This window comes from Altererythrobacter sp. TH136, from assembly GCF_007065885.1.
In the GTDB taxonomy this organism is placed as follows: domain Bacteria; phylum Pseudomonadota; class Alphaproteobacteria; order Sphingomonadales; family Sphingomonadaceae; genus Tsuneonella.
Map to the genome: position 1 here is coordinate 851857 of NZ_CP041409.1, position 24000 is coordinate 875856.

Annotated in this window: 16 protein-coding genes and 1 pseudogene; 10 read left to right on the forward strand and 7 right to left on the reverse strand. The window is 66.1% G+C overall.

The window, feature by feature from the left end; all coding sequences use genetic code 11:
* Positions 1–12 precede the first annotated feature (12 nt).
* The 6 genes from C0V74_RS04200 (at position 13) to C0V74_RS04225 (ending at position 9076) form a co-directional block, all read left to right on the forward strand.
* Positions 13–780, forward strand: a complete 768-nt coding sequence (locus C0V74_RS04200) for an SDR family oxidoreductase (protein WP_143250763.1) — start codon at positions 13–15, stop codon at positions 778–780.
* Positions 781–949: 169 nt separating this feature from the next.
* Entirely contained in the window at positions 950–2446 is a 1497-nt protein-coding gene (locus C0V74_RS04205; protein ID WP_282595933.1) for an MFS transporter, read from the forward strand.
* Positions 2447–2459: 13 nt separating this feature from the next.
* Positions 2460–3671 (forward strand): acyl-CoA dehydrogenase family protein, encoded by a 1212-nt coding sequence (locus tag C0V74_RS04210; protein WP_143250764.1) that lies wholly within the window; start codon positions 2460–2462, stop codon positions 3669–3671.
* A gap of 13 nt (positions 3672–3684) precedes the next feature.
* Positions 3685–4752 (forward strand): acyl-CoA dehydrogenase family protein, encoded by a 1068-nt coding sequence (locus tag C0V74_RS04215; protein WP_143250765.1) that lies wholly within the window; start codon positions 3685–3687, stop codon positions 4750–4752.
* Positions 4753–4886: 134 nt separating this feature from the next.
* Positions 4887–6059: an MFS transporter gene (locus C0V74_RS04220; RefSeq protein ID WP_143250766.1), complete on the forward strand. Its 1173-nt coding sequence runs from the start codon at positions 4887–4889 to the stop codon at positions 6057–6059.
* A gap of 173 nt (positions 6060–6232) precedes the next feature.
* Positions 6233–9076, forward strand: coding sequence for a TonB-dependent receptor (locus C0V74_RS04225; RefSeq protein WP_083495333.1), 2844 nt, complete (start codon positions 6233–6235; stop codon positions 9074–9076).
* Positions 9077–9153: 77 nt separating this feature from the next.
* Here the strand turns inward: C0V74_RS04225 and C0V74_RS04230 are convergent, their stop codons facing one another.
* Together C0V74_RS04230 and C0V74_RS04235 are read right to left on the reverse strand one after the other, a co-directional pair.
* Entirely contained in the window at positions 9154–10401 is a 1248-nt protein-coding gene (locus tag C0V74_RS04230) for a TetR/AcrR family transcriptional regulator (protein WP_143250767.1), read from the reverse strand.
* A 7-nt stretch (positions 10402–10408) separates the two neighbouring features.
* Positions 10409–12172, reverse strand: a complete 1764-nt coding sequence (locus C0V74_RS04235) for a class I adenylate-forming enzyme family protein (RefSeq protein WP_143250768.1) — start codon at positions 12170–12172, stop codon at positions 10409–10411.
* A gap of 181 nt (positions 12173–12353) precedes the next feature.
* Here C0V74_RS04235 and C0V74_RS04240 point away from each other — a divergent pair, with 181 nt between their 5' ends.
* Genes C0V74_RS04240 through acs form a run of 4 tightly spaced genes read left to right on the forward strand, consistent with a single transcriptional unit; the run spans position 12354 to position 19140 of the window.
* Positions 12354–13589, forward strand: a complete 1236-nt coding sequence (locus tag C0V74_RS04240) for a serine hydrolase domain-containing protein (RefSeq protein ID WP_143250769.1) — start codon at positions 12354–12356, stop codon at positions 13587–13589.
* 13 nt (positions 13590–13602) lie between these two features.
* Entirely contained in the window at positions 13603–15642 is a 2040-nt protein-coding gene (locus tag C0V74_RS04245; protein ID WP_143250770.1) for a 3-hydroxyacyl-CoA dehydrogenase NAD-binding domain-containing protein, read from the forward strand.
* Positions 15642–17153, forward strand: coding sequence for an acetyl-CoA acetyltransferase (locus C0V74_RS04250; protein WP_210413442.1), 1512 nt, complete (start codon positions 15642–15644; stop codon positions 17151–17153). The genes C0V74_RS04245 and C0V74_RS04250 overlap by 1 nt, the downstream gene beginning before the upstream one ends.
* Before the next feature lie 31 nt (positions 17154–17184).
* Positions 17185–19140 carry an acetate--CoA ligase gene (gene acs / locus C0V74_RS04255; RefSeq protein ID WP_143250771.1) on the forward strand — a complete coding sequence of 652 codons (1956 nt, stop codon included), beginning with the start codon at positions 17185–17187 and terminating at the stop codon, positions 19138–19140.
* An 88-nt stretch (positions 19141–19228) separates the two neighbouring features.
* Here the strand turns inward: acs and C0V74_RS13000 are convergent, their stop codons facing one another.
* The 5 genes and pseudogenes from C0V74_RS13000 to kynU form a co-directional block, all read right to left on the reverse strand.
* Positions 19229–19939, reverse strand: coding sequence for an APC family permease (locus tag C0V74_RS13000; RefSeq protein WP_210413443.1), 711 nt, complete (start codon positions 19937–19939; stop codon positions 19229–19231).
* A 13-nt stretch (positions 19940–19952) separates the two neighbouring features.
* Positions 19953–20486, reverse strand: a pseudogene (locus C0V74_RS13305) (hypothetical protein); the annotation flags it as partial.
* Between the two features lie 74 nt (positions 20487–20560).
* A complete protein-coding gene (locus tag C0V74_RS04265) occupies positions 20561–21394 on the reverse strand; it encodes an alpha/beta hydrolase (protein ID WP_143250772.1) in 834 nt (277 codons plus the stop codon).
* Positions 21391–22677, reverse strand: a complete 1287-nt coding sequence (locus C0V74_RS04270; protein WP_143250773.1) for an acyl-CoA dehydrogenase family protein — start codon at positions 22675–22677, stop codon at positions 21391–21393. The genes C0V74_RS04265 and C0V74_RS04270 overlap by 4 nt, the downstream gene beginning before the upstream one ends.
* A 61-nt stretch (positions 22678–22738) precedes the next feature.
* The gene (kynU, locus tag C0V74_RS04275) at positions 22739–23962 is read right to left on the reverse strand and encodes a kynureninase (RefSeq protein WP_143250774.1); all 1224 of its coding nucleotides are present in this window, start codon (positions 23960–23962) and stop codon (positions 22739–22741) included.
* Positions 23963–24000: the final 38 nt, after the last annotated feature.

The window sequence follows — 24000 nt, forward strand, 5'->3', positions numbered from 1 at the left end:
TGGGAGAGCACCATGACCGATCCGTTTGACCTCGCTGGCAAAGTCGCTGTCGTTACCGGCTCATCGCGCGGGATCGGCAAGGCCATTGCTGAGCAACTCGCCGCCCGCGGCGCGCGTGTGGTGGTGTCGAGCCGCAAGCAGGATGCCTGCGAGGAAGTCGCCGCGGCGATCAACGCGCAGTACGTCGCAGGGCGCGCCATCGCGATCGCGGCCAGCATCTCATCGAAAGAAGCGCTGCAGGACCTTGTCGCGGGCACGCGCGAGCGGTTCGGGCCGATCGACATCCTGGTGTGCAACGCCGCGTCCAATCCGCACTATGGCTCGCTCGATACGATCGACGATGCGATGTTCCGCAAGACGCTCGACAACAACATCCTGTCGAATCACTGGCTGATCCAGCTCGCCTTGCCCGATATGCGCGCGAAGCGGGACGGGGCGATCGTGGTGATCAGTTCGATCGGCGGTCTGCGCGGATCGACGGTGCTCGGCGCCTATACCATCACCAAGGCGGCCGATATCCAGCTGGTCCGTAACTACGCTGTCGAGAATGGCCAGCACGGCATCCGCGTGAACGGCATCGCGCCGGGCCTGGTAAAAACCGACTTCGCCAAGGCTCTGTACGAAAATCCGGAAGCCGAGAAGGCGGCGGTGTCGCGCACCCCCATGGGCCGTCTTGGCGTGCCTGACGACATCGCCGGTGCGGCGGTGTTTCTGGCGTCCCCGGCAGCGAGTTGGCTGACCGGACAGACGCTGGTCGTCGATGGCGGATCGACGGTCTAAACGCGCGCTGACTGCACTCCCGCTTGCCGCCATTCCAGAAAGCGGTATGCTCGATTCGTTGAGCCGCGCACAAGCGGCCGGCGGGAGAGATGCAAGTGGTCTGGAAATCCGTCACTTCAGTTGAGAAGCGCGTTCGCGGCAGCCTCGTCCTGGTATCGGGGGCTTTCGCTTGATCGCCCCGGGTTCCCTGCAAGGAGACGGCAGCCGGATTCCCCTCGGTACACGGCTGTCCTATGGCTTTGGCGCCGTGTCCAACGGGATCAAGAACGCCGCGTTCTCGACTTATCTGCTGCTGTATTACAATCAGGTGGTGGGCGTTTCGGCGGCAATCGTATCGACTGCGATCGCGCTCACCCTCATCGTCGATGCCGTGGCCGATCCGTTCATCGGCCGCTGGTCGGACATGACCCGCTCGCGCATCGGGCGGCGGCATCCCTTCATCTTCGGGTCGGCGCTGCCCACCGCGTTCTTCTTCGTGCTCGCGTGGTTTCCGCCGGACGGACTGTCGGACCTGGCGATGGGAGCATGGATCTTCGCGCTCGCCGCACTCACCCGCATGTCGATCAGCGCGTTCGAGATCCCCAGCTCTGCAATGGCGCCGGAACTGACCAGCGATTACGCGGAGCGCACGCGGCTGTTCTCGCTCCGTTATTTCTTCGGCTACGCCGGCACTTTCGGCTTCACCGCGTTCAGCCTGGCGTTTTTCTTCGTCGCGACGCCGGAGTTCCCGCGCGGGCAGCTCAACCCCGAAGGATACGTCAAGTTCGCTTTTGCCGGCGGCGCGCTGATCTTCATCGCCATTCTCGTATGCGGTCTGGGGACCGTGAAGCGGGTGTCACACATGCGGCAGGCGGAGGAAAGCGGACCGGGCGGCCTGCTGTCGCACGTGAAGGAAATGGGCGACGCGTTTCGCCACCCCGGCTTCCTCGCGATCTTCGGCTTCGGCGTGTTCAAGTACACCGCCATCGGCCTCTACAGTGCCACCACGCTGTATTTCGGCACGTATGTGTTCAAGCTGGGCGCGGGGCAGCTTGCGCTGCTCACCTTCGATTCCCTCGTCGCCGCCGCGATCGCGGCTCCGCTGGCCCCGAAGTTCTCGCGCTGGCTGGGCAAGCGCAACACGTCAGCGCTGATGGCCGTGTTCGGTGTCGCGCTCGGCCTCACGCCCCTCGCCCTCACCTACCTGCGGGTGTTCTTCGCCCCCGGCGACCCCATGCTGCTGCCGACGCTGTTCGTGATCGGCGCGGTCTATGGCTCGATGGTGGCGATATCGCTGATCAACACCAGCGCGATGCTGGCCGACGTGGTGGAAGACCACGCGGTGAAGACCGGCAAGCACACCGCCGGCGTCTTCTTCGCCGCGTCGAGCTTCATGCAGCAGTGTTCCAGCGCGCTCGGCATCCTGGCCGCGGGCCTCGTCCTGACCTGGTCGGGATTTCCCGAGAAGATCGCGCCGGAGGCGGTCACCCGCGCGATGGAGCAGAGCCTGCTGGCGCACTACATCCCGGTAGTGATGAGCTTGTGGATCATTGGCGCGCTGTTCCTGTTGTTCTATCCCATCGACGAGGCCAAGCACCGCGCGAATGTCGAACGGCTGAAAGCGCTCGAAGCCGAATCGCGTGAACAAGTCGTGCGTGACGGGGCCTTCGGCGCCCCTGCGAGATAACGAGGAGACTGACATGGCAACCCTGGCAGAGCCGCAAACGGCAAGCGCCGACGATACCTTTCGCGAGGAAGTGCGCAGCTTTCTGGCGGAAAACTTCCCCCCTGATCTGAAGAACAAGGGCAATGCGCTCGCCAGTGTGGAAGGCCCCACCCAGGAAGGCCCGGCCGAAAAGGCGTGGCGCGAAGCCATGGGTGCACGCGGCTGGGGCGTGCCGACCTGGCCCAAGGAATACGGCGGCGGCGGGTTGACCCGCAAGCAAGCGGCAATCCTCAACGAGGAGATGGCCAAGGCCGGCGCTTACAACCCGATCGGCGGCATGGGCGTGATGATGTTCGGCCCCACCCTGCTGGAATACGGCAGCGAGGAGCAGAAGCAGGAGCATATTCCCCCGATCGCGCGCGGCGAGATCCGCTGGTGCCAGGGCTATTCGGAACCCAACGCCGGGTCCGATCTTGCGAACCTGCAGACCTTTGCCGAGGACAAGGGCGATCACTACCTCGTCAACGGGCAGAAAACCTGGACCAGCGGCGGCCAGTGGGCCGACAAGTGCTTCGCGATCGTGCGGACCGACCGCAGCGACAAGCATCACGGCATCTCGTTCATGCTGATCGACATGGATGCGCCCGGCGTGGAAGTGCGCCCGATCCAGATGATCAGCGGCATGAGCCCGTTCTGTGAAACATTCTTCACCGACGTGAAGGTGCCCAAGGAGAATCTGGTCGGGAAGGAAGGCCAGGGCTGGACCATCGGCAAGCGCCTGCTTCAGCACGAGCGCACCAACCTGTCCGGCGGCGGCAGCATGGCCCGGATGATGGGCTCCAGCCTCGCCGACACGGCCAAGAAATACGTCGAGACCGACGACACCGGCGCGATCGCCGACAAGACCCTGCGCGACAAGATCGCCGATTTCGAGATCCGCTGGCAGAGCTTCCTGCTCACCGCCAAGCGCGCGGTCGAAGAAAGCAAGGCGGCCGGCGGCGTGTCCGAAATCAGCTCGGTGCTCAAGAAGCTCGGCACCAAGCTCGGCCAGGAACGTGCCGAACTGATGATCGAGATCCAGGGCCTGCAGGGCCTTGGCTGGGAAGGCGAAGGCTTCACCGATAGCGAACTGGCGGGCGTGCGCGCCTGGCTGTTCGGCAAGGCGACCACGATCTACGGCGGCTCGACCGAAATCCAGAACAACATCATCGCCAAGCGCGTGCTTGGCATGCTCGACCACCAGTAAAGGCGCGCGAGACATGGCTATCTTGAACGAAGAACAGGAAATGCTGCGCGACATGGCGCGCGGCTGGGCGACCAACGAGAACCCGATCACCGCTTGGCGCAAGGTGCGCACGGAGAAGCCGGCCGAAGGCTACTCGCCTGACGTCTGGCGGACGATGGGCGAGATGGGCTGGGCCGGGATCGTCATCCCCGAAGAGTTCGGCGGCAGTGATTTCGGCTGGATGAGCGCTGGCCTGGTGGTGGAGGAGCTCGGCAAGACGCTCACCGCCAGCCCGATGATCGCCAGCACCCTCGCCGCAAGCGCGATCGTGCTGGGCGGCAGCGACGAACAGAAGCAGAAGTGGCTGCCACGGCTCGCCACGGGTGAAGTGGTCGGCACGCTCGCGTTCGATGAAGGTCCGCGGCACACGGGCCGGTATTCGGCCGCCGTCGATGGCGGCAAGCTGTCCGGCACGAAGGCGTTCGTCCACGAAGCGCATGGCGCGACCCTGTTCGTGGTCGCTGCGGCGGACGGGCTCTATCTGGTGGAAAAGGGCGACGGCGTGTCGCTGTCGGACCGCAAGTTGACCGATCAGCGCAGCCACGCCGAAGTCACCTTCAATGGGGCGGCGGCGGACAAGCTGGCGAACGGCAGGGAGGATCTGGTTGACCAGGTGCTCGACCGTGCGCGCATCCTCACCGCGGCCGAGATGCTGGGCATGGCGCAGCAGGTGTTCGACGTGACCCTCGATTACCTGAAGCAGCGCGTGCAGTTCAACCAGGTGCTCGCCAGCTTCCAGGCTTTGCAGCACCGGATGGCGGACCTGTTCGGCGACCTGGCGATGATGCGATCGGCGGTCGAAGGGGGTCTTGAAGCGCTCGATGGCGGTTACGGCATTCCCCGCGCCGCGACGGTCGCCAAGGCCGAAGCGAACCGCGTGCTCCACACGATGAGCCGCGAGGGCATCCAGCTGCACGGCGGCATCGGCATGACCGATGAATACGATGTCGGCTTCTTCCTCAAGCGCGCGCGCGTGCTCGAATCGAGCTGGGGTTCCACCGGCTATCTGAAGAACCGGTTTGCCGCCCTGGCGGGCTACTGAGTTCGGTTGATCCTGTCGAAGACGACGTCCTCGCCCTTCGGGGTGGGGACGACGCCTTCGCGCGCCACGACCGGTTCGTCGCGGACAACCTGAAGCGCAATTACACCGCGAATTTCATTCACGGCGTGCTGGGGATGACCGGCTTCCGCCTGATCTACGCGCCGACCATCATCCCCGCTTACCTGCTGGCGATCACCGGCAGCGCGGCGGCGGTCGGGCTCGGCACCGCACTGCTCCAGCTTGGCGCCACCATCTCGCCGATCCTGTCGGGCGCGCGGATCGAGCATCGCAGCCACATCCTGCCGTATTCGATCCGCGTCGGATCGATGATGCGGCTGGCCATCCTCGGCCTTGCCCTTGCCGGCTGGTTCCTGACCGGCGAGGTGCTGGTCATGGTCACGCTGGCGCTGTTCGCGTTCCTGGGCTTCTTCAACGGCGCCCAGCGTGTCGCCTTCCAGATGATCATGGCCAAGGTTATCCCGATAGACCGGCGGGGCCGGTTGCAGGGGTACCGGAACCTTGCCGGCGGGCTGATTGCGGCGGTGCTGGCGTGGGTCGCGGGCAAGTACTTCATTGCGGAGGAGTGGCTGGGCAACGGATACTCCACCACGTTCCTGTTCGCCTTCGCGCTGACCAGCGCGGGGCTGCTGGTGCTGCAGACGATGATCCGCGAGCCCGCTGCACCGGCGTCGCGCCCGGTCATCCCGTTGCGCGAGCGCATCCGGCAGTTCCCGCAGCTGCTGGAGGACAAGGACTTCGCCCGCTTCATCGCGGCGCAGGCCTGCGCCACCGCGATCCGCATCGGCGGGCCATTCTGGACGATCTACGCCGCGCAGCGTCTGGGGATGACCGGCGCGCTCATCGGCGGGCTCAGCTTCGCGTTCCTTGGCGCGGATACCTTGTCGAACCTGTTGTGGGGCCCGATGGGCGACCGGCTGGGCTTTCGCATCGTCTACATCCTGTCGCTCGCCAGCGCGGCGGCGGGCGTGATCCTGCTGATGACGCTGGGCACGGCGGCGGCGATCTACGCGGCGTTCATCCTGCTGGGCATCGGCGGATCGGGCTGGATGCTGGCGTCGACGACGATGGTGCTCGAATTCGGCGCGCACGAAGATATTCCCATGCGCCTGGCCTTTGTCACCACCGCGGAAGGCGCGGTGGCAGCGATCGGTCCGATCCTCGCGGGACTGCTGGTCGCCGTCGCCGGGTTTGGCCCGCTATTCGCGCTGGTGCTCGCGGGCATCGCCCTGGCGCTGGTGCTGATGATATTTGCAGTACGTGAACCGCGCCGGCGCACGCAAGTTTGACTTTCGAGGCCAAGGCGTTGCCCGCCTGCCTCACCTCCACGGAAAGAACCGGGATTCAGCGGCCAAGCGCTGCTTCCTGCTTGACAGGAAGCTTGTGTTCACCTTTCAGATTCGAGGAACGGGTACCCATCGCGTAATGGCGAGGACCCGTCCCCAAGGGAGAGAGAAGACCGATGATCAAGGCTAATCTGCGCCATACCTGTGCCTGCTTCGCAATCGCGGCGGGCATTTTCGGGGTGAGCTCCGCTCAAGCGCAAGACACCTCGGCCGCTGCTGTGACCGAAGAGTCGGCCGAGGTGCTGGAAGAGAGCGTCGATGATGTGGGCATCGTGGTGACCGCGCAGGGCCGCGCCCAGGCGCTGGCTGACGTTCCGGTCGCGATCTCTGCCGTTAATGCAGAGACGCTCCAGAATTCGGGTGCCAATGACATTCGGCAGCTCAACCAGGTCGCCCCGTCGCTCCTGGTGTCCTCGACCGGCAACGAAGCGAATGCCTCTCCGCGTATTCGCGGTATCGGCACCGTCGGCGACAATCCCGGCCTTGAAAGCTCGGTGGTTGTGTTCATCGACGGCGTGTATCGCTCGCGTTCGGGCATCGGCCTGAACGAACTCGGTGAGATCGACCGCGTCGAGGTGCTGCGCGGCCCGCAAGGAACCCTGGGCGGCCGTAACTCCTCCGCCGGCCTGATCTCCATTATCTCTAAGCAGCCGTCCTTCAGCGGTTTCTCCGCCGGTGGCGAAGCCACTTACGGCAACTACGATTACCTGCGTCTGGCAGGGAACGTGAACGTGCCGCTCGGCGATACCGTGGCCGCCCGGGTCGACGGCGTGTTCGTGCAGCGTGACGGGTTCTACCGGGATCCCGCGAACGACACCCGGGTCAACGACCGCGATCGCTATTTCCTGCGCGGGCAGCTCCGCTTCGAGCCGACCAGCGACATCAGCGTCCGTCTGATCGGCGATTACACGAACCGCGAGGAATCGTGCTGCGGTGCGGTCTATGTCGATCGCTCGGTCAATCCGTTCATCGGCAATCTCAACGAGCCGGTGGCATCGGTCAATGCGGGCGCCGGGACGTTCGGCAACGGCAACAACATCATCAACGTGCTGCGCGATCTGGGGCAAGACCCGGCCGCGTTCAACCGGGGCTACGATCGTACGCTGTCGGTCACTCCCGGCCGCAGCTACGACGGCAAGACCGAGGATTGGGGCGTTTCAGGCCAAGTGGATTGGAACCTCGGCGAGGCATCGCTGACCTCGATTACCGCATACCGCGATTACTATAACGAACAGGCTGCCGACCTCGATTACAGCACCATCGACATCCTTTACAACGGGGCTGATGGCAACAACCGGCGCGCGTTCAGGACTTTCACGCAGGAACTGCGCCTGAACGGCGAAGCATTCGACGGTAAGCTCGACTGGCTGATTGGCGGCTTCTACGCGGACGAGAAATTCCGCGGGAAAAGCAATCTGCGCTTCGGCAGCCAGTATGGCCGCTTTGCCGCTTGCCGCGCTGTGTCCGGCGGCACGCTGGCCGCGGGCTATTCCCCGACCAGCGCGGGCTGCCTCGCGCCGGCCATTCGCGGTGCGCTTAACGCCGGATTTGTCCCCGGCATCTCGGCCGGGGTGGGACAGACCCTCACCGCCGCGTTCGACCGGCTGGATTCCATCAGCGATCGCGGAAGCACCGTGGATTTCTACCGGCAGGACAGCCGCAGCTTCGCGGCCTTCACGCACAACATCCTGCACGTCACCGACACGGTCGATCTGACGCTGGGCCTGCGTTATACCAATGAACGCAAGAAGTTCAGCGCCACCTTCGGCAACGACAACACGGCGTGTGTCGCCCAGCAGGCGGCGCTTGGGCCCTTCCTCGCCACCGGTCTGGCGGCCACGGCGGGCGGGCTCATCTCGCTGACGTGCCAGGGCAATTCGACGAGCGAGCTGAACGGGGTCAGCATCAACGACCAGCGCAAGGAAGACGAATTCACCGGCACCGCCATCCTGTCGTGGAAGCCGGTCGACGATCTGCTGGTCTACGGCAGCTATTCGCGCGGGTACAAGGCGGGCGGGTTCAACTTCGACCGCTCGGCGCTCAAGGCACCGATCCGGTCATTCGCCAGCTTCGGCGGCGGCAATGCGCAGGCCGGTGCGCAGGCGCTCGTCGGCAATCTCCAGTTCGACGCGGAAACGGTGAACGCATTCGAGATTGGCGCGAAGTACGCGACCGGACCTTTTTCGCTGTCTGGCGCGCTGTTCCTTCAGCAGTTCAGCAACTTCCAGCTGAACACGTTCGACGGCACCGTCTACATCGTCCAGAATATCAACGGCTGTTCGGCTGATCTGAACGGTGCCGACCGTGACCAAAGCAAGTTCACAGGCGCTCCCAACTTCAACGCCGGCGCCAGCGCCAGCGGCGCCTGCGCCGCGGACGATGTGACGTATGGCGTGCGCTCGCAGGGCGTCGAGTTGGAAGCGCAACTGGTTCCGGCCGACAACATCCGGGTGGCGCTCGGCATGACCTATGCCGACACCAAGTATCGCCGGAACCTGGTTGGGACCGAGGATGGCGCGCCGCTTAACGAGTCGCTGCGCAAGCTGCCGGGGGACAACCTGTCCAACGCGCCGCAGATCACCACCACCGCCTCGTTCGCCTATACCCCGGAAATCGGCAACAGTGGCCTGTCGGCCCTGTTCTATGTCGATGGCCGGATGACCGGCGACTACAACACGGGGTCGGACCTGTTCCCGCAGAAGGAGCAGGACGGTTACGCGTTGTTCAACGCCCGCATCGGCCTCCGCGGCCCCGACCAGCGTTGGTCGGTGGAGCTGTGGGGACAGAACATCTTCAACAAGGACTACGCTCAGGTCGCCTTCAACTCGCCGTTCCAGGAAGGCGCGGTCTCGACGACGACTGCGTTCGCCGATCCGCAGTACCCGGGCGGCCGGCAGATCTATTCGCAGTTCCTCGCGGAGCCGCGGACTTACGGTGTGACCCTGCGCAGCCAGTTCTGATCGCAGGCTAATTGATCGGGAGGGGGCCGGGTACCGCGAGGTATCCGGCCCCTTTTCGTTGCCACAAATCTAGTTATTCAGCCGACTTCGGGCGGATCGGTGAACACGCCCGCGCACGGCGTCCAGGCATACAGTTTGACCGCCAGCGCAGGGTCCGGCTGCCGGGCCGCCCAGCCGCGCGCCTCGTACGCGGCGTTCAGGGCCGGCATGATCAGCTGGCTCGCCACCAGCGGATCGACCGCGCGCACCGACCCGTCGGCGATCCCGTCAGACAACATCCCGGCAAAGCGATTGGCCAGCCGATTTGACCGCACGACCACGCTGCCCCGATCCCCCATTGGCAGCGCCTGCAGCGCCGTGGTCCGCAGCAGCGGCATCGGATCGTGGAACTGCAGGTCGATCAGCTCTGCCAGCGCACTCGCGGTGCGCGTCCACCCGTCCCCCGCCAGCTCTCGCGCAGCCAGCTGCACCGCTGACAGGCGATCGTAACTGCGCTGGAAACACGCGAAGACCAGATCGTCCTTGGCGTTGTGATGATGATAGAAACTGCCTTTGGTGACATTCAGCGCCGCCGCGATGCGGTTGACCGATGCGCCCCGGTAACCGCGCTGGTTGATCATCACGGTCGCCGACCGGAGGAATGCGCCGGTCGCGTCATCATCGTCCCCGCCGCGCCAGGATTCGTTCGCCAGCGTCTGCGGCGACCAGCCCCGCCCCTCCCCCGCCAGGCCGCGGGCGAAGATATCGAACATCCGTGCTTCAAGGCGATCGAAGTCATGCGTCGAATAGCGCAGCGACCATACCGGCCACCAGAACATCGCTTCCAGCAGGATGTGCGCGCGCGCCGTGTCGAGCGACCGCTTGAGGCCGCCGCGCCCGTCGCCGAAGAACGCGCGCACGTGATCGAGCACCCGCGCGTATTGCGCCAGCAGCGGCGCCTGCGCGGCTTCGCCCAGCGTGCGGATTTCGCTGAGCGCGGTGATCAGCCCGCTCTCGCCGCCGCGAATCCGGCGGCGGAGCGCGACGTGCGCGCGCACGAACGAGCGCACCCGTTCCTGCGGCGTCGGTTGCGCGGCAGCCTCCGCCGCCGCTGCTTCGAGCCATTCCAGCGTCGCTTCGTAGACCGCGACCACCAGCTTGTCCTTGCGGTCGAAGTAATAGGTGATGCTGGTGGCGTTGAGCCGGACCGAGCGCGCAAGCTCGGCGAACGTGGTGCCCTTGACCCCCAGTTCGTTGATCAGCGCGGACGCTGCATGAATGACATCCTGCCGCCGCCGTTCGAAGCGGTCGGTCTCGTTCGGCCTGGCGTGGGTCCCCTCTCCCATCGCCAGGTCAGCGCTGCCCGGGCGGCTGTTCGAAGAGCGCCTTCAGGTCCTTCTTGAGGATCTTGCCGTTGGCGTTGCGCGGCAGCGTGTCCGCGCTCAACAGGATCCGGACCGGCACCTTGAACTTGGCTAGCCGCTCGGCAACCCAGGCCTGCAGTTCGGCCTCGGTGGCGGTCGTGCCGGGTGCGAGGTGGACCACTGCCGCCGGTTCTTCGCCCAGCTGCTGATGCGGGATGCCGACCAGCGCCGCGTCGGTCACCGCGGGGTGATCGTAGAGGACGTTCTCGACTTCGGACGAATAGATGTTCTCGCCCCCGCGCAGGATCATGTCCTTGGCCCGGTCGACGATGTAGCAGAAGCCGTCTTCGTCGAGCTTGGCGAGGTCGCCGGTCCGCACCCAGCCGTCGATGAAGGTCTCGGCAGTGGCTTCAGGATTGTTCCAGTACCCCTTCACCACCATCGGCCCGCGCGCATAAAGCTCGCCCACTTCGCCGACGGGAAGCTCCTCCGTGCCCTCTTCGTTCATGATCTTGAGGTCGGCGACGGCGACCGGCGGGCCGCAACTCGTCGGGCGGTTGAGGTAGTCTTCGCTCGAGTGGCCGGTGACCGTGGCCATCGTTTCGGTCATGCCCCAACCGTTGCCGGGGAGCGCGCCGAAGATGTCGCGGATCTTGCGCACCAGTTCGGGCGCCGAGGGCGCGCCGCCATAGGCGATCGCCTCCAGGCTGGAGAGGTCGTAGTTCTCGCGTTCGGGATGCTCGATCAGCTGCCACGCGATCGTCGGCACGCCGCCGGTCACGTTGACCTTCTCGCGCTCGATGATCTGGAACGCCTTCACCGGGTCCCATCGGTGCATGAACACCAGCGTGTTGCCCGCCGCCAGCGTGCCCATCAGGGTGGCGGAGCAGGCGGTGACATGAAACAGCGGGATCACCGTCAGCGCCGTCTTGGGCACCGGGTCGGGCGGCACCTCTCCGCGCCGCAGCACCGACACCGTGGCGTTGTACGCGCCAGAGAAGATGTTGGTCACGAGATTGCGGTGCGTGCCGAGCGCCCCCTTGGGCTTGCCAGTGGTGCCGCTGGTGTAGAAAATCGTCGCGTCATCGTCGGAGGCGATGTCGACCGCCGGAAGCTCCGCATCCGGCAGGTTCTTCCATTCGTCGGTAGTGCCGATGAGCTCCTCCAGCCGCGCTGCAGGCGGCGCAAGGTCACCCAGGCAGCGGCTGACGAATACGTGGCGCAGCGAGGGGATGTCGCCGGTGTGCGGGGAAATCCGGTCCCACCGCTCCGCATCGCAGATCAGCACCGTGGTGCCCGAATCCGCCAGGCCATAGGCGAGTTCGCCCCCGGTCCACCAGGCGTTGAGCGGGACGCACACCGCGCCGATCGCCACGCTTGCGAAGAACGCCACTGGCCATTCGGGCAGGTTGCGCATCGCCAGCGCGACCCGGTCGCCCTTTTTCACGCCGTGCGCCTGCAGCACCTGCGCCAGCTTTGCCACCGCGCGGTGGAACGCGGCATAGGTCACCCGCTCGTCTTCGTAGATGGTGAACTCGCGGTCCCCGTGCGTGCGCGCGACCATCATCAGCGCGCGCAGGTTTTCCGGCGCGTTCTTCCACACCCGCGTGGGCACGCCGCGGATGGTGATCGTCTCCATTTCGAATCGCTCGCCAGGCGCGGTGAGCTTGTCCTGGATCTGTCCGCGGCTCATCGCAGGCCAGCCCGCGGGCGGCGTCCAGCCGAGAACCTCGGCCAGGTTGGTGTCAGGCATCGCTTTCCCTTATGCTTATGTCTTTGGCCCGACTGTATGAGCAATCGCGCCGCCTTCGCAAGCGGGCTTTCCAGATGCAGGTATGGCGGCAAGCGGCGGAGAGTATTTGCCCTGATCGGAAAGCTGGGTATGGCTTGACCGCAAGAGCGCCGATGGGCGCCATGCGGGAGAGAATCGCGTCATGCTGGACACCACCACTGCCACCGCGCTGGGGTTCGATCAGGATCGGCTGAATCGGATCGAGCCATTTCTGCGCACCGCCTATCTCGACAGCGGCCGCCTGCCGATGATGCAGGTGTCGGTCGCCCGCGACGGGCAGATTGCCTATCGCGCGCAGATGGGCGTGATGGGCGAAGGGCGCGAAGACCTGCGCGACGACGCGCTGTTCCGCATCGCCAGCATGACCAAGCCAGTCACCTCGATCGCGTTCATGCAGCTGGTCGAACAGTGCAAGGTCGCGCTGGAAGACCCCGTGACCAAGGTGTTCCCGGAATTCAGGAACCTGTCGGTCTACGCCGGCGGGGGCGGCAGCGGGGCGCCGTTCGTGCCGGGCGCGGCGGCGGGGCCCATGCGGTTCGTCGACCTGCTCACCCACATGAGCGGCCTGACCTATGGCTTCCAGCAGCGCAGCAACGTCGATGCCGCCTATCGCGAGAGCAATTTCGACTTCGCCCGCGCGCAGCTCGACAGCGACGAATACATCGCCAAGCTGGCGAAGATCCCGCTCGAGTTTTCGCCCGGCGACCGGTGGAATTACTCGGTCTCGACCGACGTACTGGGCGTGGCGGTGGAGCGGCTCAGCGGCATGCGGCTGGGTGATTACTTCCAGCAGCACATCTTCGGCCCCCTGGGCATGACCGACACCCGCTTCGGCGCGGAAGGCCAGCTTGAGCGGCTGGTCGATGCCTATCAGTACGTGCCCGGCCAGCCCGCCAAGCTGATCGACGCCGGCCGCACCAGCCGGCTGGGCCAGGCGGGCAAGTTCGACAGCGGCGGCGGCGGCCTGGTCGGCACCATCGCCGACTACGAGAAGTTTTGCGCCGTGCTGATCGGCCGCGGGGAGCTGAACGGCGCGCGGATCATCGCGCCCAAGACGCTCGACCTGATGACCGCCAACCACCTGCCCGGCGGCCAGGACCTGACGCAGCTGTCCCAGAGCCTGTTCTCCGAAAGCCAGAACGCCGGGGTCGGCTTTGGCCTAGGCTTCGCCTGCGTGATCGATCCCGCCAAGACGCTGATGCCGTCGAGCAAGGGCGAATTCTACTGGGGCGGCGCCTATTCGACCGCGTTCTTCGTCGATCCGGTGGAGGGCATCTCGATGGTGTTCATGACCCAGGTCTACCCGTCCAGCGCCTATCCGGTGCGCCGCCAGCTCAAAACCCTGATCTATTCCGCGCTGTCCGACAGCCGCGCTTGAGGAGCCTGAGAAAATGACCGATCCGATTTCCTCCCACCGTGACGGCGAAGTGCTGGTCGTCGTGTCCAACAACCCCCCGGTCAATGCGCTCGGCCAGGCGGTGCGCGCCGGCCTCAAGCGCGAGGTCGAGGGTGGCCTTGCCGACGACAGCGTCAAGGCGATCGTGATCCGCTGCGACGGGCGCACGTTCTTCGCCGGGGCCGACATCACCGAATTCGGCAAGGCGCCGCAGGGCCCCAGCCTGCCCGAAACGCTCGATGCGATGGAGGCGAGCGACAAGCCGGTGGTCGCCGCGATCCACGGCACGGCGCTGGGCGGCGGGTGCGAAGTCGCGCTCGCCTGCCACTACCGCGTCGCGGTGCCGAGCGCGAAGCTCGGCCTGCCCGAAGTCAAGCTCGGCCTGATTCCGGGCGCCGCGGGCACCCAGCGCATGCCGCGCCTGGTCGGTGCCGAAGCCGCGCTGCCGCTGGTCGTCGGCGGCGATCCGATCAGCGCCAAGAAGGCTGAAAGCATCGGCTTGCTCGATGCGATCGTCGGCGAGGACAGCCTGGAGGTTGATGCCGTCGCCTTCGCCCGCAGCAAGATCGGCCAGCCGGTCCCGCGCGCCTCGGAGGGCACCAGGAACCAGGACGGGGTGCGCGACCCCGACATCTTCGACAAATTCCGCGCCAGCCAGGCACGCAAGATCCGCGGCTTCGACGCGCCCAACGCCGCGATCGAAGCGGTCAAGGCGGCGGGCGAGCTGCCCTATGCCGAGGGCGTGAAGAAGGAGCGCGAGCTGTTCGGCAAGCTGATGTCCGGCACCCAGTCCGCCGCCATGCGCCATTACTTCTTCGCCGAGCGCGCCGCGAACAAGATCGACGACGTGCCCGCCGACACTCCGCTGATCCCGATCAAGCGGATCGGCATCATCGGTGCGGGCACCATGGGCGGCGGGATCGGGATGAACTTCCTGACCGCCGGCATCCCGGTGACGATCCTGGAGATGCAGCAGGAAGCGCTCGACCGCGGCGCGAAGACCATCCGCAAGAATTACGAAAATACCGCCAAGCGCGGCCGCATGACCGAGGATGCGGTCGAAAAGGCGATGGGCCTGCTCAAGCCGACGCTCGACTACTCCGAACTGGCCGACTGCGACCTGGTGATCGAGGCCGTGTATGAGAACATGGACGTCAAGAAACAGGTCTTCGCCAAGCTTGACGAAGTGGTGAAACAGGGCGCGATCCTGGCCTCCAACACCAGCTACCTCGACATCGACGAGATCGCGACCGCCACCGAGCGGCCCGGCTATGTCGTGGGTCTGCACTTCTTCTCACCCGCCAACGTGATGAAGCTGCTGGAGATCGTGCGTGGGCGTGAAACCCGGCACGACGTGCTGGCAACGGTAATGAAGCTCGCCAAGACCATCGGCAAGGTCGCCGCGGTGTCGGGGGTGTGCCCCGGGTTCATCGGCAACCGGATGCTCAGCCCGCGCCAGCAACAGGCCAACGCGCTGATCATGGAAGGCGCGAATTACTGGGACATCGACGACGTCCTGCTCGAATTCGGTTTCCCGATGGGCCCGTTCCAGATGGGCGACCTCGCGGGCACCGACATCGGCTGGCACCGCGATCCGTCGAAGATCGAAACGATCCGCGATGCGCTGTGCGCCAAGGGCCGCTTCGGCCAGAAGGCTGGCAAGGGCTATTACGACTACGACGAGGCGCGCAACCGCACCCCGTCCGAAGAAACCAAGGCGATCATCGCCGATTTCGCTGCCAAGGAAGGCAAGCCGCAGCGCCAAATCAGCAAGGACGAGATCCGCGAGCGGCTGCTTTACCCCATGGTCAACGAAGGCGCGAAGATCCTCGACGAAGGCATGGCCCAGCGCGCGAGCGACATCGATGTGGTCTGGATCAACGGCTACGGCTGGCCGCTCTACACCGGCGGGCCGATGTTCTGGGCCGACACCATCGGGCTGGATACCGTGGTCGAAGGTCTCGAGAAGCACGATCTGCCGGTGAGCGGATACCTGCGCCGCAAGGCCGAGGCGCACGAGAAGTTCAACCGCTGATGGATGACCGCACGCCGGTGATCGTCGGCGTCGGCCAGGTGGTCGAGCGGATCGGAGAGGCGGACTGGCAGGGCCGGTCCGCCGCCGATCTGGCCGCCTGGGCCGCCGAACGCGCCATCGACGATGCCGGCGCGGCCGCTGACCTCAAGCCGCTGATCGAGGTCGTCTCCGCGATCCGCACGTTCGAGGACTCTGGCGCCGCGCCGGCACAGTTCGGCAAGCCGGACAAGTTTCCGCTGGCAGTCGCCCGCCGCGTGGGCCTGTCGCCGAAGCGCGCGATCCTGGAAGCGGTCGGCGGTCAGTCGCCGGTCACCGCCCTGGTCGAGATGGCGGAGCGGATCGCCCGCGGCGAGATCGCGGCCGGCCTGGTGTTCGGGGCCGAGGCGATCTCGAACACCCGCCACCTGTCCAAGCATGGCGAGAGCCGCGACTGGGCCGAGCACGACGACGGCGAGATGGAGGATCGCGGTTCCGCGCGGATGCTCACCCCGCTGGGCATCCGGCACGGCATCGTCAGCGCGCCGATCGCGTACGCGCTGCTGGAGAACGCCCGCCGCGCCCGCCTCGGCCTGAACCGCGAAGACTACCGCGCCGCCATGGGCGAACTGTTCGCGCCGCTGAGCGCGGTGGCCGCGGCCAACCCGTATTCGAGCGCCGCGAGCGAGCCGTTGTCGGCGGAAGAGATCGCCACGGTCACCCCGAAGAACCGGATGATCGCCGATCCCTTCCCTTTGAAGGTCGTCGCCCGCGACCAGGTCAACATGGGTGCCGCGATGCTGGTGATGTCAGTCGCCGCTGCACGCGAAGCGGGAATTGCGGAGGACCGCTGGATCTATATCCACGGTGCCGCGCACGCTGCCGAACCCGACATCCTCGAGCGCGCCGATCCGGGCGCCTATCCCGCCGCCGAAGCCGCGCTGGACGCGGCGCTGGCGGCGGCCGGCAAGCGGATTGACGAAGTGGCGGTGCTCGATTTCTATTCGTGCTTCCCCGTCGCGGTGTTCTCGACGGCGATCGATCACCTCGGCCTGTCGCCAGACGATCCGCGCGGCCTGACGGTGACGGGCGGCCTTCCCTACTTCGGCGGCGCGGGCAACGGCTATTCCAGCCACGCGATCGCCAGCGTGGTCGAACGGCTGCGCGCGAACGCGGGCGCATACGGTCTGGTCGGTGCCAACGGCGGGTTCCAGAGCAAGTATGCGGCTCTCGTCCTGTCCACCGAGCCGGCGGCTTTTCCAGGCTGGAGCGAAGCCGTCCAGCACCGCCCGGCCGCGCCCGACCTGGTCGAACTGGTCGCGCGCACCGGCACGATCGACACCTACACCGTCGTGCATGACCGCACGGGGCCGAGCTATGCGGTGGTGATCGGCCATCTGCCCGACGACCGCCGCTTCATCGCGCGCAGCGACGATGCCGAGACGCTGGCCTTGATGGATGCGCACGACCCCCTCGGTCGGCAGGTCACGCTCACCAATGACGGCGCGCGGAACGCGTTCACACTCGCCGATTGACCCGCTAGCCTGCCGCGCAAAGGAGAGAGCCATGACCGAGCCTGCCGCGCACCACGATGACGAATGGGTGCGCCGCCCCGCCGCCGCCGCGCACGGCACCAACTGCACGTCTGAACAGTACGAGGCGCTTTACCGCCGCAGCATCGAGGACAGCGACGGCTTCTGGCTCGAACAGGCGCAGCGGCTCGACTGGGTGCAGGCACCCACGGTGGCGGGCGACTGGAGCTACGATCCGGTCAGCATCAAGTGGTTCGAGGACAGCCGGCTGAACATCTGCCACAACGCGGTCGACCGGCACGTCGCCGCCGGGCATGGCGACCGGCTGGCGCTGATCTTCGAACCCGACGATCCCGCAGGCGAGGTCCGCCGCATCACCTATGCCGAGCTGCAGGCGGAAGTGATCCGCATGGCGAACACGCTGAAAACGATGGGCGTGGTCAAAGGCGACCGGGTGACGATCTATCTGCCGATGGTGCCGGAAGGCGCGTTCGCCATGCTCGCCTGCGTCCGGATCGGTGCGGTCCACTCGGTAATCTTCGGCGGCTTCAGCCCCGAAGCGATCGCGGGGCGGATCGAGGACTGCGCGAGCGATTGGGTGATCTGCGCGGACGAAGGGCTGCGCGGCGGCAAGACCGTGCCGCTGAAGGCCAACGTCGACGAAGCGCTGAACAAGGTCGCGGTGAAGGCGGTGCTGGTGATCCGCCACACCGGCGGCGATGTCGCCATGACGCACGGCCGCGATCACTGGTATCACGAGCTGTCGGCAGGGGCAGCTGCCGACTGCCCGTGCGAACCGATGAACGCCGAAGACCCGCTGTTCATCCTCTACACCAGCGGCTCCACCGGCAAGCCCAAGGGCCTGCTCCACACCACCGGCGGCTATGCCGTGTGGACCGAAACGACCTTCCGCTACGCCTTCGACTACCGCGCGGGCGAGGTGTTCTGGTGCACCGCCGACATCGGCTGGGTCACCGGGCACAGCTATGTCGTCTATGGCCCGCTGCAGAACGGCGCGACCGCGCTGATGTTCGAAGGGGTGCCGAACTGGCCCGACCACGACCGGTTCTGGGCCACCGTCGCCAAGCACCGGGTCAACATCTTCTACACCGCCCCCACCGCGATCCGTGCGCTGATGCGCGAAGGCAAGGCGCCGGTGGAGCGGCACGACCTCTCCTCGCTCCGCCTGCTGGGCACGGTGGGCGAGCCGATCAATCCCGAAGCCTGGCGGTGGTATTCGGACACGGTCGGCAAGGGCGCGCTGCCGGTGATCGACACCTGGTGGCAGACCGAAACCGGCGGGGTGATGATCACCACCCTGCCCGGCGCGCACGACATGAAGCCGGGCAGCGCGGGCAAGCCGTTCTTCGGTGTCTGCCCGCAGCTGGTCGATGCGGAGGGCGAAGTACTGGAGGGCGCAGCCAGCGGCAACCTGTGCCTCACCCGCAGCTGGCCCGGCCAGGCGCGCACCGTCTATGGCGACCACCAGCGGTTCGCCGAAACCTATTTCACCACCTATCGTGGCAAGTACTTCACCGGCGACGGGTGCCGGCGCGATGGCGACGGATACTACTGGATCACCGGGCGCGTGGACGACGTGATCAACGTCTCCGGCCACCGCATGGGCACCGCCGAGGTCGAAAGCGCGCTGGTGCTGCACCCCAAGGTGGCGGAGGCCGCGGTGGTCGGCTACCCGCACGACATCAAGGGCCAGGGCATCTACTGCTACGTGACCCTCAACGCCGGCGAGGATCCCTCCGACGCGCTGACCGCCGAATTGCGCCAGCAGGTCCGCTCCGAGATCGGCCCGATCGCCAGCCCCGACCACCTCCACTTCACCCCCGCCCTGCCCAAGACGCGCAGCGGCAAGATCATGCGCCGCATCCTGCGCAAGATCGCGGAGAACGAGATGAGCGCGCTGGGCGACACCTCGACGCTGGCGGACCCGAGCGTGGTGGAGACCCTGATCGAAGGGCGGCTGAATCGGTAGTCATGGGTCCCCACTCGGTTGGTCAGCGGCCTGCGTCAAACGCGCGATGCGGGCAGGACAATGGTCGTCTACAGCGGCGCCCGCATCCTCAGCTTAGAAGGTCGAGGATCAGCAGCAGGATCGACATGATCAGCCCCAGATAAGCGACCGACAGCGGGCACTTGAACACCCCGTCAGCGACTGGGTTGCCTCGCCGTTTCAACCTGATCAGCGCCAGGTTTATGCCCGCGAACACGAGAAGAGTTCCACGCGCGGTCCACTCCGCCAGCCCGGTCAGGGGCACTAGCACAGCCAGCAGAAGAATTCCGGCAACCGCAACACCCGTGGCGAACACGGGTACTCGGGAGACCGGGTGAACCTGCGCCAGAGGAGCGGGCAGATTTCCCTGGACGGACAGACCGTAGAGAACCCGAGCGATCATGATCATGTGCACGACCACACCGGTCAGTGTGGCGACGATAGCGATCGCGCTCATGAAGTGAGGCGACCGCCCGGTCAGCCTCTCAAACACTTCAGCAAGAGGTGCAGAAGAGGTCGCGAGCTCGCCGGGCGGCACCGCGTTCACGGCTGTCCAGACGACCAGCGCATAGAGAACCGCGGTGATTGCGAGCGTCAGGAACAGAGCGGCAGGAAGGGTGCGCGAGGAATCCTTCAACTCCTCCGAGATATTCACGATGTGCTCGAAACCGACGAACGCGAAAACCGCGAGAAGGGTCGTGCCACCGATCCCCCACCCACGCGGCCGTATCTCCTGCGGAGGGAATGATCTCCGGAATTCGCCCCCATTCCTCACCTCCATTAGCGAACCCCGCCCCGACAATCAGAAGCAGGCCGCCGACTTCTATCAGCGTCATCAGTCCCGCCACGGCGATCGATTGGCTGGTCGCGAGGCATGCTACCGCACCCATGACGATGACCACACCGGTGATGATCGCCCAATTGGGCAAGTCTATCAGAGTGGCGAGGTAGCCCGCGCTGCCAACGCTGATGGTGGCTCCCGAAACAGTGGCGGTGATAACCATCAGCAAGCCCATTCCCAAGGTCAGCCGCTTGCGGTGGAATGCCGCCTCTACATAGGCCGCCTCGCTGGCGCTGACGGGCATCCGCGTTCCCAACTCGGCGAACGAGGCGGCGGTGAACCCCATCGCGATGGCCGCCAGCAGAAAGCCGAGCGGGGCGTGCATTCCGCTTTTCCCGGCAGCGATGCCGACCAGCACGTAGATACCCGCGCCGATGGTTACGCCCACACCGTACAGAACCGCATGTGTCAGCGTCAGCGACTTGGCCAAACCTTCGCCTGGGGCCTCAAACACGCGAGGCTGTCTCCGGACTTGGTGGTGATCCATTGCTCACCATATGCCCAAAAATCACCGCAGTCGACCAAGCGCGCGCGAGGCGCGGCCGTTTAGGCCCCCCGCGGTCAGTCAGCCGGATGCGCCTCCAGCCACCGCGTCAAATCACCGATCACCGCGTCCTTCTCCGGCTCGTTGTAAATCTCGTGGAACAGGCCTGGATAGGTGATCACCGTCTTGTCGCTCGCGCCGATGGCGTCGATCGTCGGACGGGCGCCTTTTAGCGGCACCAGCGCGTCGGCTTCGCCGTGCTGGATCAGGACCGGGACTTTCATTCCGGGCGCGCGGGCGAGGTAGCCGGGGAGCGGGGCGAACAGTTCGTGCGCGGTGCGCGCCGGGACCTTGCCGATCGTCACCAGCGGATCGGCGGCGTAAGCTTTCACTACGGCCGGATCGCGGCTGACCGCCTCGGGCGGAAGCGCGACCGTCCCCAGCCCCGGCGCGATCGCGGATAGCAGCTTCACGATCAGCCGTTGCCCGGCGGGCGCGCTGCCGCCGATCAGCGGACCGGACAGGATCAGGCCCGACAGGTCTTCCGGCCAGCGCAAGGCGTAACCGAACGCGACGTTCCCTCCCATCGAGTGGCCGAGCAGCTTGATCCGCTGCCCGCCGTGCCGCGCGCGGACTTCGCTGACGAACTTGTGGAAGTCCTCGATCACCCAGGCCATCCGGTCGACCAGCGCGCGCTTGCCGCCTGAACGGCCGTGGCCCCGGTGGTCGAGCGCGTAGAGCGCATACCCGTGCGGCACCAGCCGCTCCACCAGATTGCCATACCGCCCGCCGTGCTCGGCAAAGCCGTGGGCGATGGCGATCACGTCGCGCACCGGCCCCTCGGGCAGCCAGCCCTGCGCGAACAGCTCAACCCCGCCGTGGCCGGTCAGCCGCCAATCCGTGCGCTTCACCCGAACTTGCCCCGGTTGGGGCCGAGATAGCCGAACAGGTACGCGCCCACCTTGCGCATCTGGATCTCCTCCGCGCCCTCGGTGATGCGGTAGCGGCGGTGGTGGCGGAAGATGTGCTCGAACGGCTTGTGCCGCGAATAGCCGATCCCGCCGTGCACCTGCATCGCCCGGTCCGCCGCCTCGCACACCAGCCGGTTCGCCCAGTAGTTGCACATGCTGACCTTGTCGGAGATCGTCCGCTCGATCTCCTCGTGCGGCATGTTGTCCATCTCCCACGCGGTCTTGTAGATCAGCAGCCGCAGCATCTCGCACTGGGTTTTCAACTCGACCAGCGGGAACTGGATCGCCTGGTTGCGCGCCAGTTCCTCGCCGAACGGCTTGCGGAGGCGCGCATATTTCACGCTTTCATCGATGCAGTGGAGCGCGGCGCCAAGGCTGCTGGCGGCTTGCCGGATGCGGTTCTGGTGGACGAAGCTCTGCGCCAGGCTCAGCCCGCGGCCTTCCGCGCCCAGCATCGCGCTGTCGGGCACCCACACGTTGGTGAACGACAGGCGCGGGTGGTCGGTGGGCATGTTGAAGGTCCACATCCACTCCTCGATCTTCAGCCCTTCGGTGGGATTGGGAACCAGGAAGCAGGTGATCCCGCGCGCATCGCCCGGCTCCCCGCTGGTGCGGGCGAAGGTGGCGCAGTGGGTGGCGACGTGCATCCCGGTGATCCACATCTTCTCGCCGTCGATCCGCCAGCCCGGCACCCCGTCACGCTCTTCGCGCACGGCGCGGGTTTCCATCCAGGTCGCGTCCGATCCGTGGTCAGGCTCGGTCAGGCCGAATGCCACCCGGCGCCGCCCTTCGAACCCGCCGAGGATAAACTCGTCCTTCTGCTCCTCCGTGCCGAAGTGTTCGAACATCGCCACGAACGGGAAATTGCCGACGATCGAGTGTTCGTTCTGTAGATCGTTGTGCAGCCCCAGCCCGCGCCGGGCAAAGCGTTCGCGGATCACCGCCATCCACAGGTTGCTGCCATCCTTGCCGCCGTACTTCTTCGGCGCGGAAAAGCGCCAGTGGCCGGCCTTGTCCGCGGCCCGCCGCGCTTGGCCGAGCAGTTGCTCCCACTCGTGATTGGGCAGGCCTTCGCGGTCCCAGTCGGTCCGGGCGTCTTCACGCCGGTGGTCGAAGAAGCGGATGTTGTCGTCCGCTGCCACCAGCGGCTCGATCTCCGCCTCGATGAAGGCGACCAGTTCGGCGTAATAGTCTTCCAGCTCCCGCGGAATCGCAAAGTCCATCGCCGCCTCTCCCTTTTGGTTGTTGGGAGAAACCTATCGCAGGCGGACAAGAGAGCAAGCGTCAGGTCACGGCGCTGCGCTGTTTGTGTTCGGGCCGGTCCCATTCGCGCTGCTCCATCACCGCCGCCAGGTAATCGACCGCCGCCGCAACCTCGGCATGGGTGATATAGAGCGGGGTGAACCCGAAGCGCAGGATGTCGGGCGCGCGGAAGTCCCCGATCACGCCGCGCTCGATCAGCGCCTGTATGATCGCGTACCCTTCCGGATGGCGATAGGAGACCTGGCTCCCCCGCTCTGCCGGGTCGGCAGGACTGGCGAGCGCAAACCCCCACGCCTCCGCCAGCGGTGCCATGCGTTCGATGAACAGCTCCGCCAACGAGATCGACTTAGCGCGCACCGCTGCCATGTCGGCTTCAAGGAACAGGTCCACCCCCACCTCCAGCGCGGCCATGCCCAGCACCGGCGGCGTGCCCACCAGGAAGCGCGCGATGCCCGGCGCCGGTTCGTAGCGATCCTCGAACGCAAACGGCGCCGCATGGCCGAACCATCCGGCCAGCGCCGGGGTCACCTTCCCCTGATGCCGCTGCGCCACATACAGGAACCCCGGCGCGCCGGGTCCGCCGTTGAGGTATTTGTATCCGCAGCCCACCGCGAAGTCGGCGCCTGCCCCCGTCAGGTCTACCGGCACGGCCCCGGCACTATGGCTGAGATCCCAGATCATGGCCGCGCCGTGACGATGAGCCAGTGAAGTGATCCGCGCCATGTCACGCATCCGGCCGGTCTTGTAATGCACCTGGGTCAGCAGGACGGCCGCCACGGATCCGTCGATCGCATCCTCGATCTGGTCAGGTTGCACCAGTTGTGCGCGGACTTGGCGACCGGTCAGCGCCTCGATCCCCTGCATCATGTATACGTCGGTGGGGAAGTTGCCGCGTTCGGACAGGATCACGCTGCGTTCCGGCGCCAGCGACAGCGCCGCGCACGAAGCCTTGAAAACGTTGATGGATGTGGAATCGCAGGCGATCACCTCGCCCTCCCCGGCCCCGATCAGGCGGCCGATCTTGTCGCCAATCCGCTGCGGCATCCCGATCCAGTCTGCCTGGTTCCACGAGGTGATCAGCCCCTCCCCCCACTCCTTCCGAACCACCTGCAGCACCCGTTCCTCAGCCGCTTTCGGCCGCGCCCCCAGCGAGTTGCCGTCTAGGTAGATCACCCCCTCAGGCAGGGCGAAGCGGTCGCGGAAAGGGGCCAGCGGGTCAGCGGCGTCGAGTTGTGCAGGGGTCATCGTTCCTCCCTAGCCGCACAAGTGTTTGCCAGCGAAGC

Bases quoted from the DNA above. Each gene is read 5' to 3' on its own strand.
- C0V74_RS04225 (WP_083495333.1), top strand. From the start codon at position 6,233: ATGATCAAGGCTAATCTGCGCCATACCTGTGCCTGCTTCGCAATCGCG.
- C0V74_RS04230 (WP_143250767.1), bottom strand. From the start codon at position 10,401: ATGGGAGAGGGGACCCACGCCAGGCCGAACGAGACCGACCGCTTCGAA.
- C0V74_RS13000 (WP_210413443.1), bottom strand. From the start codon at position 19,939: ATGGAGGTGAGGAATGGGGGCGAATTCCGGAGATCATTCCCTCCGCAG.
- kynU (WP_143250774.1), bottom strand. From the start codon at position 23,962: ATGACCCCTGCACAACTCGACGCCGCTGACCCGCTGGCCCCTTTCCGC.
- C0V74_RS04250 (WP_210413442.1), top strand. From the start codon at position 15,642: ATGGATGACCGCACGCCGGTGATCGTCGGCGTCGGCCAGGTGGTCGAG.
- C0V74_RS04235 (WP_143250768.1), bottom strand. From the start codon at position 12,172: ATGCCTGACACCAACCTGGCCGAGGTTCTCGGCTGGACGCCGCCCGCG.
- C0V74_RS04240 (WP_143250769.1), top strand. From the start codon at position 12,354: ATGCTGGACACCACCACTGCCACCGCGCTGGGGTTCGATCAGGATCGG.
- C0V74_RS04215 (WP_143250765.1), top strand. From the start codon at position 3,685: ATGGCTATCTTGAACGAAGAACAGGAAATGCTGCGCGACATGGCGCGC.
- C0V74_RS04220 (WP_143250766.1), top strand. From the start codon at position 4,887: ATGACCGGCTTCCGCCTGATCTACGCGCCGACCATCATCCCCGCTTAC.
- acs (WP_143250771.1), top strand. From the start codon at position 17,185: ATGACCGAGCCTGCCGCGCACCACGATGACGAATGGGTGCGCCGCCCC.
- C0V74_RS04270 (WP_143250773.1), bottom strand. From the start codon at position 22,677: ATGGACTTTGCGATTCCGCGGGAGCTGGAAGACTATTACGCCGAACTG.
- C0V74_RS04210 (WP_143250764.1), top strand. From the start codon at position 2,460: ATGGCAACCCTGGCAGAGCCGCAAACGGCAAGCGCCGACGATACCTTT.
- C0V74_RS04245 (WP_143250770.1), top strand. From the start codon at position 13,603: ATGACCGATCCGATTTCCTCCCACCGTGACGGCGAAGTGCTGGTCGTC.
- C0V74_RS04200 (WP_143250763.1), top strand. From the start codon at position 13: ATGACCGATCCGTTTGACCTCGCTGGCAAAGTCGCTGTCGTTACCGGC.